Annotated in this window: 14 protein-coding genes; 6 read left to right on the top strand and 8 right to left on the bottom strand. The window is 38.8% G+C overall.

All coding sequences use genetic code 11. From position 1 onward, the window contains the following. The first annotated feature begins 32 nt into the window (after positions 1-32). Positions 33-341 (top strand): hypothetical protein, encoded by a 309-nt coding sequence (locus AAFX60_014745; GenBank protein ID XDF79679.1) that lies wholly within the window; start codon positions 33-35, stop codon positions 339-341. Positions 342-410: 69 nt separating this feature from the next. Here the strand turns inward: AAFX60_014745 and AAFX60_014740 are convergent, their stop codons facing one another. The 4 genes from AAFX60_014740 to AAFX60_014725 all read right to left on the bottom strand — a co-directional run bounded on the left by AAFX60_014740 (position 411) and on the right by AAFX60_014725 (position 3158). Then, positions 411-860: a PTS sugar transporter subunit IIA gene (locus tag AAFX60_014740; protein ID XDF79678.1), complete on the bottom strand. Its 450-nt coding sequence runs from the start codon at positions 858-860 to the stop codon at positions 411-413. Then, positions 857-2113: a PTS ascorbate transporter subunit IIC gene (locus tag AAFX60_014735; protein ID XDF79677.1), complete on the bottom strand. Its 1257-nt coding sequence runs from the start codon at positions 2111-2113 to the stop codon at positions 857-859. Before AAFX60_014735 ends, AAFX60_014740 begins: the two co-directional genes overlap by 4 nt. Positions 2114-2128: 15 nt before the next feature. Continuing rightward, entirely contained in the window at positions 2129-2398 is a 270-nt protein-coding gene (locus AAFX60_014730) for a PTS sugar transporter subunit IIB (protein ID XDF79676.1), read from the bottom strand. Positions 2399-2687: 289 nt separating this feature from the next. Then, a complete protein-coding gene (locus AAFX60_014725; protein XDF80180.1) occupies positions 2688-3158 on the bottom strand; it encodes a hypothetical protein in 471 nt (156 codons plus the stop codon). A gap of 201 nt (positions 3159-3359) precedes the next feature. Here AAFX60_014725 and AAFX60_014720 point away from each other — a divergent pair, with 201 nt between their 5' ends. Beyond that, positions 3360-4067 (top strand): DNA-3-methyladenine glycosylase I, encoded by a 708-nt coding sequence (locus AAFX60_014720; GenBank protein ID XDF79675.1) that lies wholly within the window; start codon positions 3360-3362, stop codon positions 4065-4067. Positions 4068-4076: 9 nt separating this feature from the next. On the opposite strand, the gene AAFX60_014715 is transcribed toward AAFX60_014720, so the two are convergent. From AAFX60_014715 to AAFX60_014705, 3 genes are all read right to left on the bottom strand, one after another. Continuing rightward, on the bottom strand, positions 4077-4427 hold the full coding sequence (locus AAFX60_014715) for a rhodanese-like domain-containing protein (protein ID XDF79674.1): 351 nt from the start codon (positions 4425-4427) through the stop codon (positions 4077-4079). A 184-nt stretch (positions 4428-4611) separates the two neighbouring features. Next, on the bottom strand, positions 4612-6096 hold the full coding sequence (dtpA, locus tag AAFX60_014710; GenBank protein XDF79673.1) for a dipeptide/tripeptide permease DtpA: 1485 nt from the start codon (positions 6094-6096) through the stop codon (positions 4612-4614). 344 nt (positions 6097-6440) lie between these two features. Next, the gene (locus AAFX60_014705; protein ID XDF79672.1) at positions 6441-7907 is read right to left on the bottom strand and encodes an oligopeptide:H+ symporter; all 1467 of its coding nucleotides are present in this window, start codon (positions 7905-7907) and stop codon (positions 6441-6443) included. Positions 7908-8237: 330 nt separating this feature from the next. Here AAFX60_014705 and AAFX60_014700 point away from each other — a divergent pair, with 330 nt between their 5' ends. The 4 genes from AAFX60_014700 to AAFX60_014685 all read left to right on the top strand — a co-directional run bounded on the left by AAFX60_014700 (position 8238) and on the right by AAFX60_014685 (position 11999). After that, positions 8238-9350, top strand: a complete 1113-nt coding sequence (locus tag AAFX60_014700) for an NADH:flavin oxidoreductase (protein ID XDF79671.1) — start codon at positions 8238-8240, stop codon at positions 9348-9350. A 189-nt stretch (positions 9351-9539) separates the two neighbouring features. After that, complete coding sequence (gloA, locus tag AAFX60_014695; protein ID XDF79670.1) at positions 9540-9920, top strand: lactoylglutathione lyase; 381 nt, start codon at positions 9540-9542, stop codon at positions 9918-9920. A 12-nt stretch (positions 9921-9932) separates the two neighbouring features. Continuing rightward, complete coding sequence (locus AAFX60_014690) at positions 9933-11036, top strand: alkene reductase (GenBank protein ID XDF79669.1); 1104 nt, start codon at positions 9933-9935, stop codon at positions 11034-11036. Between the two features lie 111 nt (positions 11037-11147). Further along, positions 11148-11999 carry a DMT family transporter gene (locus tag AAFX60_014685; GenBank protein XDF80179.1) on the top strand — a complete coding sequence of 284 codons (852 nt, stop codon included), beginning with the start codon at positions 11148-11150 and terminating at the stop codon, positions 11997-11999. 3 nt (positions 12000-12002) lie between these two features. Here the strand turns inward: AAFX60_014685 and AAFX60_014680 are convergent, their stop codons facing one another. After that, positions 12003-12932: a Gfo/Idh/MocA family oxidoreductase gene (locus AAFX60_014680; protein XDF79668.1), complete on the bottom strand. Its 930-nt coding sequence runs from the start codon at positions 12930-12932 to the stop codon at positions 12003-12005. Positions 12933-13119: the final 187 nt, after the last annotated feature.

Genomic DNA, 13119 nt, shown 5'->3' with positions numbered 1-13119 from the left:
AAGCGACAGATTGGACGCTTGGTGATTGGTATATGATTTCGAGTGGCCAAGATGCCGTAGTCCGAACTGAAGCCATAAATCTTTGCGAGTCCCTTAGTCTTAAAGGACTAAGTTGGAAACTTCCAACTCGAAATGAATTTAATGATGCGTTAATAAATAAAGACGATGATTTTATGAATGTGATGAATAACATCAGATTTACACAATCTATGGGTTTTTTAGATGATACGGATGAAAATATTTGGTTCTATAATCGAGTAGAACAAGACGGTAATACGTTGTATCCACTACTAAGTGATACCTTCCGAGGCCAAGTTCTTTGTACAAGTAAATCGCAATAGATTAAAACGAAATTTGATGAGCTAGGAATTTCAATCACTAGCTCATCAATAAGCTACTAGAGGGGGATTCTAGTATTTCTTTAGGATATCTTTAATATCTGATTCAGTTTCTGCTTGAATAATTGCATCGACATCATCTTCATTTTGGAACAACTCTGAAAGCGCCATAATAGTATGAATGTGGCTATCAGAATCCATCGCCGCCAGAGTGACAGAGAAGTACACGTCACCATTATCTTCTGACTCTAAATCAACACCATTTTTAAATACCGTGATTTGTAGTGCAGCTTCGTTTACGCCATCTTCTGGTCTTGCGTGTGGCATTGCGATTTTAGGAGCCAGAACATAATAAGCACCAATTTCTTTATGCTTTTGTTTAATGGCTTCTAGGTAACTTGCTTCTACTTTTCCATTTTTGATCAGTAGTGAACAGGTTAAATCTAATGCTGCATCCAGTGTTAGCTCTTTCTCTGTCGTAATAACAATGCCGTCGTTACCAATTAAATCTAATAAACTCATGACACAATCCATCCAAGAACAAGACCAACAACACCAAAGTCAAAATCAGCAAATGTTGTTGCTTCTAGACCTAGGCCACCAAGAACTGGAAGCAGTAGCATTGGTAAGAATGAGATACATAGACCTTGAGTAAATGCGCCTAGTACCGCACCACGTAAACCACCCGTTGCGTTACCGTATACGCCTGCTGCACCACCTACGAAGAAGTGAGGAACAACGCCTGCAACAATGATTGTCCAACCAAATGCACCTTGAATACCCATTGCAACTAAACCTGCTGTGAATGAGCTTAAGAAACCGATTAATACTGCATTAGGTGCTACTGGGAATACCATTGGACAGTCTAGCGCTGGTTTTGCACCTGGTACTAATGTATCTGAAATACCTTTAAATGCAGGAACGATTTCAGCGATCAGCATTTTCACACCTTGCAGTACGATGTATACACCACCAGCAAACGTTAATGATTGCATGAAAGTAAATACAACCCAGTTTTGACCGCCAGAAACACTTTCTACAAACTCACCACCTGCGAATACAGAAGCAAGCAAGAAGAACAGAAGCATAGTAGTTGCTACGGCTACTGGAGTATCACGTAGGAACATTAAACTTTTTGGTACATTAATGTCTTCTGTTGATTTTGATGTGTCACCAAATTTGCTACCAATGTAACCTGAAATCACATAAGACAAAGTTGAGAAGTGGCCCATTGCCAGCTGATCGGTACCCATTACTTTTTCAGTATATTTTTGGGCAATAGCAGGCATGATAACCATTAATGAACCAACAATAACTGAACCCAGCGCCACTAATGTTGTGCCTGTAATATCTGCTGTCGATAGAATTACCGCGACAAGCATAGACATAAACATAGTGTGGTGACCCGTTAAAAAGATATATTTTAAAGGAGTGAAACGAGCTAATAATATATTTACGATGAACGCAAAGAACATAATTAATGCCATTTCATAACCAAACGCTTCTTGTGCTAATGCCACAATCGCTTCGTTATTTGGAATAACACCACTTACACCAAAAGCTTCTGTAAATACCGCTGAGAAATTATTTAATGCGCCAACTAATGCGCCTGCACCAAAACCAAGAATTAAGAATCCCATTACGGTTTTAATTGTGCCTTTTAGAATGGTTGATATATCTGATTTTTGGGCAACAAGGCCAATAAATGCAATTAAACCAACCATGATTGCAGGCTCTTTTAATAAGCCGAGCATGAACTCAAAGAAATTTGCCATAATAGTGACCTTAGCTTAGATGAATGTTTTTAACTGCGCTTCGATTGATGCTTTATCAAAAATATTGGCAAGACTTACTATGTTTTGTTTGCCTGCTTCTTCAAGCTGCGTCGCTACATCTGTTGCTGCAACCCAAATATCAGCATTGCTAGATGCTGCTGATGATAAATCTTCATGATCAATTTCAGCTTCTAAACCAATTTTCTTTGCCACTTCTTTTACTGCCATTTCCATCATTAAAGAAGTGCCTAAACCGTTTCCACATACAACTAAGATCTTTTTCATTTTATATACTCTCTGTAGGGTTGCGGGAGCTAAATAATATTCTCCGAGTTATTATGTAATGAATCTTAAAGAGTAAAATGGAGATTTAAATAGATCTAAATCACAAAGTCAAAATGAGATTGTGACGCAGATCTACTTAATAGAGGCTTATTGATAGGGATATTTCTTATTTTGTTTTTTAGGGTTTTATTATATTCGAAGAGTGTGATCTAGATTGGAATTTATATTTTAATTAAGGTCGTAATTATTTAGTGTTTATTTTCTCGTTATTTTATTTTGAATAAATCTATTATTTACCGTAATCAGTAAGCATTTTTTTCAGTAAATTATTCACATCCTTGGTTTTTTTGTTTCTCTTAGTTAATGCACTTAACGAGGTTGGCAATTCAGGTTCTTCTTTGGTAGTTGTTGGCTCTTCTGCTTTGGTTTTCATTTTTTGAACCGCAGGCAATAGCATACGTACTTCTTCACCACTTTCTGTAGTAAGTAATACAATATTTTCAGATTCAACTTGAACAATGGTTAATATGCCGTGTTTTACAGACTCTACCTTCTCTCCCACCATGATCGATTCTGGTGGTACTGAACGGTCTGCCAATTGGCCACTTCTTAACTTGGCTGCACTAATTGCACGAATGTTACCTGTATTTTCAAAAGCAACAATCACGGTGTGTGTATTGTAGTATTCAATAACAGTGACATAACCGTGTTTTTTTGTTTTAAATCGCGCCCCATTTTGCATATCCAATGGCGCATCCATCTTTTTTGCTAACATTACTTCTTCCTACTTCTCTCTCCTAAACACTTTATGTAATACAGATTTTTGCACCATTTAAATGTTCAGTTACTAGTAAGTATATATATTTCACTAATATACATCTATCATTACGCCTCTTTCTTGTGCAGTTCTTACCATTATTGTTACTATCTTAATCTCATTTCTCTATCGTCGGTTTCTATCATGAGCATTGAAAAGTTTGAATCTATTTATGAGCGAGCAGCACTCCGCAAAGGTGGAACTGCTCAGCTTGAGTTGTTATTAAACAAGCCATTACCTCGTAGTGAATTAGCAAAAATTCCTGATGATCGTTGGTTAGCGGCTTTTACAGAGAAGGTTTTTCAATGTGGTATTTCTTGGAATGTAGTGCGAAAGAAATGGCCTAATTTTGAAGAGGTCTTTTTCCAATTTCGCATCCAACCACTGTTAATGCAGCCTGACGAAGTATGGGAAGAAAAAGCACAAGACCCACGCATTATTCGTCATTTAACCAAGGTAAAAACCATTCCTGCGAATGCGATGATGATCTACTCCGCCGGATTACAACACGACTCTTTTGGTAACATGGTGGCGAACTGGCCAAGTGAAGACATTACCGGATTATGGGCTTACTTAAAGAAACACGGTCAACGTTTAGGTGGCAATACTGGCGCTTATGCATTACGCCAAATGGGAGTTGATACCTTTATCTTATCTTCTGATGTGGAGTCTTACTTACGTAATTACGGCATTATTGATGGTGGTCGAGATACAAAACGTGTGCATCTCGCAGCAAACCAAGCCTTTAATAAATGGAAAGAAGAATCAGGCCGCAGCTTATCTGAGATCAGCCAAGTGATCGCTTATAGCTGCGGTGATAATCGAGTGCTTATTTCAGCCTCCGAGCAGTAAAACATATCATTATGGTGTTGGTTTAGTCGATTGCATTTCAACTAGACCACCGCCGTTATACACCTCTTTGAATCCCATTTGCTTTAAGTAACTCATGGCTTTTCCTGAACGAGCACCACTTCGGCAATACACAACTATCGGCGTATCTTTATCTATTTTAGCGAACGCTTTATCTACCGTATTTAACGGGTAGTTCGTTGCGCCATCTAAATGCCCTTGGTCAAATTCCCCTGGAGTTCGCACATCAATTAATAATGCGCCCTGCTCTACTTGTTCCCACGCTTGTTCACTTCGATCTGAGCTCCAGCTATTAAAAGAGAACATAGCCAATAGCGCACATAAACCTACTTTTATTTTCATGTGTTTATCCTTCACAATTCGATTTATGCTAATCCTAATTCAGAGTGGGATACCTCACCTATTCTATTGTTCAAATTTATAAGCCGAGATCAAAAAAACCAGCCTATTTCTTCGATGATAAGAAGGAATAACACTGGTTTTTTATTATTTCAGCCTAATCACATTAAGCTGATGCAAATCTTAATTATGCGTTTGCTGCTTCTGTTTGACCTTCAGATTCACCACGAATAATACGAGTTAACTTAGGTGCAATTAATAGCGTAATAACAGCAACACCTGCAGTTGCATAACCAATCTTACCAAATACATCACTGTAGATAGCTAGCGTTTGGTTTGCGTCAGTTAAACCTGCTGGTGCAGTTGTTAATGCAGCAACCCAACCTGCGATAACCGCAGCCGTTGCTGATGTTAAGAACCACATACCCATTGCAAAGCCCATCATACGTTGTGGTACCAGTTGAGCTACCATCGCAAGGCCTAGACCTGACACTAAAAGCTCACCTAAAGATTGGAAAGCATAACAGATAACCAACCAGTTAGAGCTCATGATGCCATCTTCATTTGCAAAGTTAGCGCCGAACTTTAGAACTAAGAATGACAATGCACACAGCACCATACCGAAAGCAAACTTATAAGGCATCGCAAAACGCTCACCTAAGTTTGTGTAAGCCACAGCAAGAATTGGGCTCGCAATCATGATCCAGAATGGGTTTAGTGCTTGGAATTGCTCAGGAGCAACAGAAATACCCAGAATGTTGTGTTCGATATTATGAATCGCAAAGAAGTTTAATGACGTTGGCATTTGGAAATAAAGCACAAAGAACACAACGCCTTGCAGCATTAATACAAACGCTACCAACATTTTTGCACGCTCTAAACCTGAGATTTTAAATGCTTCTCTCATGTAAAGCACAACAATCGCAATACCAACCACAACTAAAATAGCGTGAGCGTAAAACAGGTTTTGTAGTAATACTGAACATAAGAAGCTAAGAGCAACTGTTGCTGCAACGACACCTAAGTAATGTGTTTTATTTACTGCGATAAGATCCGGTTCTGAACCAACACCTTTAACCATACGAGAACACATAACGAAATTAAGAACAGTGATGATCAGACCAACCGCACTCACACTAAATGCCATGCCATAGCCAAACTGGTTTGCAATCCAAGGCGTTAAAAGCATAGAGAAGAATGAACCAAGGTTAATCGCCATGTAGTACATTGTGAATGCACCATCTAAACGGTTATCGTCTTTATCATAAACTTTAGCTAGTAGACTTGATGGGTTTGCTTTAAATAGACCATTACCCATAGTAATAAAGCCCATTGCGACATAAATTAGACCAGAACCACCAATATTACCTGCCGATGCCGACACACCTAATAGTGCGTAACCAATGGTCAATATCAAGGCACCTAAAGTAATGGTTCGTTTGGTACCAATAACTTTATCACCAACCCAGCCACCGATAGCAACAGAGCCAAAAATAAGCGCTGAGAAAGCACCGAAAAGTACAAATGATTCAGACTCTGACATTCCTAGAATTTTAACCAGATAAACCGCTAAAATTGCTTGCATGCCATAGAAGCCAAAACGCTCCCAAAACTCTATAGAAAAGATCAGATAAAACTGCTTAGGCTGCTTGAATACATTCAAGTTAGACATAAATTAATCCCTGTGTATGTGTTGTGATTGCTTCTTTTTTTATGCATTTTTACGCATTACACAACCAACTTACGTTTTTAACATTTACTTATCACTAGCCATAAATGAAATCTAAATTATCAATTTTGAAAAATAGAGATAACCACTTAATGATCAATAATTTACACAAAGTTACCAACAGAAACATTTTGCAACATTTTATACTGACATTATCATGACAATTAAATTGGAACACAGAGATTCAGCATTTATTGATTCTAAAAAGTTAAGGGGAATTTGAATGATTAAGAGGAAAGAGATAAGGAACAGCAAGCCATGGCAGCTTGCTGTTATTTATAATGGAATTAAATAGTTGCTTGTTTACGGTGTTTAAAGTCCACCAATAAACCTAAAACAAACACGCCAATTGTTACAAAAAGGATACTTTGGAATACATGGTGATATTGCGTTGCCGATACAATTAAATCCAGAGTTCCTGCATTTTCACCCGTACCCGTCGATGTGAACTGAGCAATATCCGCAGCAAGGTAATTTGCTACTGAACCACCAGCAAGCATATAAATACCTGCTAACGTCCCTGTTGCACCATGTGGGTTTAGGCGTGTAATCGCAGCCAATGCCACAGGGTCAATAAACAGTTCTGCCACCCCAATGCACAATAAACCAATCAATAACCAAACAAAGGTAGTTTGACCGCTTGCCATTGCTAATTTTGAAGACAACGTAATTAAGCTAAAGCCAGCAGTAAGCAATAAAAGACCAATATTCAGTTTCGTTAGCGTTCTCACTGAGATGCTTTTTGAATCTAACATTTTCCATAACCATGCCACCGCCGCACCACCCACAATAACGGCTATCGGGTTAATGGATTGAAAGAAAGCCGTTGGAATAGTAAACCCACCAATATCAGTATCAATATTACGTTCAATGAATAAGCTAATTGAGCTGCCACCTTGTTGGTCAAACGCCCAAAACACCGTGCCAAACAACATAAAATACATAATAGAATTCAGTTTTTGACGATCTTCTTCATCGCTCTTACGGTACAAGTTAATGATGTGCCCTAAAGACATTAAACAAATCACCAATAAGATATAACCTGCCCATAAGTTTTTAAGCACAAATACCAAACCAACAGCAGCCAGCACTAATGAAGCGAATAATAATGACCAGTGTGGAATGCCTGCACTCTTTTTCTGAAGCGCTGGTAAATTAGGTTTACTTACATGAGAAAAATTTTTACGACCTGTCATGAAGATGCATAAGCCAATTAGCATCCCAATTCCCGCAAGCGAGAAGCCTACATGCCATCCCCATTTCATTGCAGCAAAGCCACATAGAATCGGAGAAATCATCGAACCAATATTGCCACCAATATAAGAGATAGAGAAACCCGCTTCACGGCCACGCTCTTGCTCTTTAGTTTGATACAGTTCACCTAACAAACAGCTTGAATTGGTTTTAAAGAATCCGTAACCACAAATAATCAAAGACAAGGCAATGTATAAGGTCGTGTGATCGCTGCTTGGAAAACTCAGCACAAAGTGCCCACCCACCATTAACAAACTACCTAAAATTACCGACCAGTAGTTACCTAAATACTTATCCGCTAAATAACCACCAATAATAGGAGTCACATACACAAGCGATGTATACGCACCATACAAAGCGTAGGCATGTTGATCTGACATTAATAGCTTCTCCGTTAAGAAAAGAATTAATAAAGAGCGCATACCATAGTAACTAAAGAACTCCCACATTTGGATTGCAATAATATGGAATATCCCTTTAGGTTGTTTGATTGTATTCATCTATTGTCCCACAACTGCTAGAGAGAATAAGTGCACCCCATTTTCATTGGTACTTATTCATTAATATTGGGTAAACATACACAGCATCGATAAAAACACCAAGAAGTTTGCGGCGAAACTCGTGCAACATAAGTTTTCAAAAATAGTGTTCTATAAATGACCAAAAAAAATCATATAAAAACAGCAATATAGGAAAGAAGTAAGAATAATTATCCCTATTTTGTTTGTTGTTTAATCGGATATGACATGAACTTAATACAGATTAAGTTTTTTGCTTTATATTGACGCTAAAATCGCCCATAAAATAAAACCAGTAATAGAGGAACACACTTGAGCACTTTGTTTACCGAAACCCGCATTGGCAACATGACACTTAAAAACCGCTTCATGAGAAGTGCAACGTGGGAAAATATGGCAACAGAAGACGGCCATATGACAGACAAGTTATACGATATCTACGAAGAGCTCGCTAAAGGTGAAGTTGGCTTAATTGTTACTGGCTATGCAAACATTGTTGAAGAAGAAAAACCCAACGCTGGCATGATGGGTATGTATAACGATTCTTTCATTGAAGAGTACAAAAAGCTGACTGAACTTGTACACCTAAATGATTCAAAAATTGTTATGCAGCTTGCTTATGGTGGCACTAAAACGACTTATAATGTTGGTGAACGTGTTATTTTTGCTCCAAGTGATGTGTGTGAACGTGGTACACAAACACAAGGCAAAGCGATGACAAAAGACGAAATCGACTACATTGTTGATGCGTTTGCCAAAGCAAGCCTAAGAGCAAAAGAATCTGGTTTTGATGGTGTTGAAATCCATGCGGCTCACACCTATTTAATCAACCAATTTTTAAGCCCTTACTATAACCGTCGTGAAGATGAATATGGCGGTAGCTTAGATAATCGTATGCGATTCTTGTTAGAGATCTACGCAGAGATCAGAAAACAAGTGGGTGACGATTACCCTATCCTAGTAAAACTGACGGCTTCTGAGTTCTTTGAAGGTGGTTTAACGTTCGATGAGACTCGAATCATCTGTAAAAAACTGGAAGAGATCGGTGTTGATGGGATCATCATTTCAGGCAACATTCACGGTAATGCAAGCACACTTGTTGGTGAATCTTTTGATGGCTATACGCTTCAAGAAGAAGGTTATTTCCATGAATATGGTAATGTGATCAGCCAAGATGTTAATGTTCCTGTGATTACCGTTGGTGGTTTAAACGACATTAATGCTATTGAAAAGATTGCTGAAGAAACGAATATCCAATACTTTGCTTTATCACGTCCTTTACTTGCAGAACCTCAGCTAATTAAACGTTGGAAGGAAGGCAATAGAGCCGAAGTCGATTGTGAGCGTTGTTCTAAGTGCCGAACCAAACGTGGCAACTTCTGTGTGGTTTATAAAAAAAGAAAACCAAAGAAAGAATGCGCTTAATCCATACGTTATAAATTAAAAAATGCCGCAGATAACACTGCGGCATTTTTGTATCCATCATTACAACCGTCCGTTCTTAATAACAAAAAATTATTAAATTAATAAAAAATCATAATTTCCTAAATTTAGTCATCTTGCGTATCGTTAACTCATACAAACGACAACAATCAGCACTGGCAAGGTGAAATCATGCAATTTCTACATACGATGATCAGAGTGACAGACTTAAAACAATCTATTGAATTTTATACCAAAGTTTTGGGAATGAAAGTGCTCGATCACAGCGAAAACAGTGAATATCGCTACACACTCGTTTTCGTTGGTTATGAAGAAGGCGGAACAAGTATCGAGTTGACGTATAACTGGGATACCGATAATTACGACATGGGTAATGCGTTTGGTCATTTAGCTTTAGGTGTCCAAGATATTTATGCAGCTTGCGATAACATCAAAGCACTAGGTGGTAACGTGACTCGTGAAGCTGGGCCAGTAAAAGGCGGTACAACGCATATTGCGTTTATTACAGACCCTGATGGTTATCAAATTGAGCTTATTCAATTAAGCAAATAAGAGGATTTATTGATGAAAAATGCACTATTTCAACCAATGCAACTTGGTAATCTGACACTAAAAAACCGTATCGTTATGCCTCCTATGACTCGTTCTCGTGCAAGCCAACCGGGTAATGTAGCGAACGATATGATGGCCGAATACTATGCTCAACGTGCAAGTGCAGGTCTTATTATCGCAGAGGGAACTCAAATTTCAGAAATGGGTCAAGGTTACGCATGGACTCCGGGAATTTATTCTCAAGAACAAATCCTTGGTTGGAAAAAAGTGACTGATGCCGTTCACGCTAAAGGCGGTACTATTTTCGCTCAGCTTTGGCATGTAGGCCGTGTCACTCACCCTGAAAACATTGGTGGTCAACAACCGATTTCTTCTTCTGCACTTAAAGCAGAGAACGTAAAAGTATTCATCGATAACGGTACTGATGCGCCAGGTTTTGTTGATGTTGTTGAGCCTCGTGAAATGACTCAGCAAGATATTAACGATGTTATCGCAGAATATCGCCAAGCGGCATTAAACGCGATTGAAGCAGGCTTTGATGGTATTGAGCTTCACGCAGCCAATGGTTATTTAATTAATCAATTCATTGACTCTGAAGCGAACAACCGTACCGATGAATACGGTGGTTCTATCGAAAATCGTCTGCGTTTTCTAGGCGAAGTTGTCGAAGCTGTAAATGAAGCCATTGGCCACGACCGTGTTGGTGTTCGCCTTGCTCCATTTACTTCTCTAAATGGCACAGTCGATAAAACACCAGTAGAAACCTACACGGCAGCAGCGGCATTATTAAACAAACTCAACGTGGTTTATATGCACATTGCAGAAGTGGACTGGGATAATGCCCCTGAAACGCCTGAGGAATTTAAAACAGCAATTCGTGAGGCTTATCAAGGCACGATTATTTATGCTGGTCGTTATAATACAGGTAAAGCGGCGCAAGCACTGACAGACAACTTGGCAGATCTAGTTGGATTTGGTCGCCCATTTATTGCGAATCCTGATTTGCCTAACCGTATTAAAAATGATTATCCATTAGCAGAACACGATCCAAACACGCTATTTGGTGGTGCACAACAAGGGCTTGTAGATTACCCTGAATACCAAGAAGCGCATTAAATTTAAAACAAGTGAACCAACTGCACATAACCCTGCTCTTTTGAGTGGGGTTATTTTTTATAAATGATGATAACACTGGTATTATCGTCATTTTTATCAAGAGATAACATCATGCGCGGAATGATCTATTTAATTATTGCTACCATTCTTGCTGCCATTGGCTGGGGAGCATCAAAAATGGTCGTGATGACCATACCCGGTGATATTTTTATTGGAACTCGATTTCTACTGGCTAGTTTTGTGCTGGCACCCTTTTGTTTTAAACAGTTTCGTACATTAACTGGCAAACAAATTTTAGCCTTAAGTGGGGTTGGGTTGGTTTTATCTTTTGCTCTGCAAGTGTGGGTGTATGCCGTATCCATCACCACATCACTTGCTGAAGGCGCATTCATCATGAGTTTAGCGATGATCATTGCACCTATCATTTCATGGATATTATTTCGCAATAAACCTAATAAAGCCTTTTGGATTGCCCTACCAATATCAGTACTTGGAATGATTTTGCTGACGTTAGGAAATGGTTGGAAGTTGGAAGCCAGTCAACTTGGCTTTATGCTATCTGCGTTATTACTTTCCATGCATTTTGTGCTTAATAAACGCATTATTGGTGCTATCACGCCACTTTTATCCATTTGTGTTCAATTATTTGTTGTAGGCGTTAGTGGATGCTTGTATGCCTCACTTAATTCCCATCCTCCTTTTGAAATCACTCAGCATGCGATCTTTTGGTTTTTAATTTCGACTATTGTAGCAACCGCAATTCGATATCTTGCACAAACCCTTGGACAATTCTCAGTTAACATTGAAACCGCTTCACTCATCATGATATTGGAGCCGGTTTGGACGCTTGTATTGAGTATTAGCGTACTTCATGAAGTTGTCGCACCTCAAAAACTCATTGGAGGTGCGGTCATATTCTTATCTTTATTTGTTTATATTAAACTATCAAGAAGGCTGAAATAATTGTTATTTCAATTGGTTGTGTATTTTCTGATACACAGCCTCCGCCAATTGATGACTAGCAAGGTTACGATCCGCTGTTGCGGTTGATAACTTGCCTTTTTCCACTACTCGAATCCAATCTTTAATCATAGTTTCAAACCCTTTACTTGTTAGCATTGGCGTCCAATCTTTCAACACTAACTTTTGCTCTGTGCTGTCTTTCCATTGTCGGCCTTCAACAAATGATGGAAACTCAAAAGATTGATTTTCATAACCAACAGAAACTCGCTCTGTGGTCACTCCAAAATGACGATCCATCGAGGCATGCAGTATTGTCTCTCCAACTTGCCATTGAACGTCTAATCTTGCTAACTGTGTTCCCTGCATTTGATGAATAACATGAACATCATCAATGGTGGACTGAGCGTTTAGATTTACGCTATCCAATGGGTGTATGAAATCATCAAAGATAAAGGTTCGTAAATCACCCGGTAAAGCATGACGATGTTTTTCCCAACGTAATGAACGCAATTTACCTACCGTTCCGTTCGCCAGCTCTGGTACAAATTGGTTATACAATGGAATATGTCGGCGATTAAATCCAACATAAAGTGGTGTGTTATATTGCTCTGCAATCGTATACAACAACTCCGCTTCTTGTGCGGAATCAGCAAGAGGCTTATCAACAAAGGTTGGGATACTATTTTTCAGAAAAAAAGAGGCAATATCAAAATGAACTTGAGTTGCAGCGTGGATCATCACTGCATCCACCCCCATTTTTAGAAGCTGCTGGTAATCTTGGCAAGTCCCTTCTATACGATATTTTGACGATAATTGTATGAGCGTGTCAGGATTTCGCGTACAAAAAAGCGGTTGAATGCCCGGAAGTTGAGTAATGACGGGCAAATACGCTTTTTGCGCAATGTCACCTAAGCCGATTATTCCTATTTTCATTATTATCCTTTTAAAGGCGAATATGCCTTAGTGTTATTATAATAATGAGAATGCCAAATCAAATACATCCTGTCTAAACATTCATACTGGAAAGGTGAATAGAATGGGTAAATATACGCAAAATGGGATATCCGTACTTAGATTTCCCATTTTATCAATATACTAATGAAGCAATAATAGGTAGCAG

It is taken from the genome of Aliivibrio fischeri (assembly GCA_038993745.2).
GTDB classification, from domain to species: Bacteria; Pseudomonadota; Gammaproteobacteria; order Enterobacterales; family Vibrionaceae; genus Aliivibrio; species Aliivibrio fischeri_B.
The sequence above is the reverse complement of the archived record's forward strand: the minus strand, read 5'-3'. Positions and strand labels throughout refer to the sequence as shown.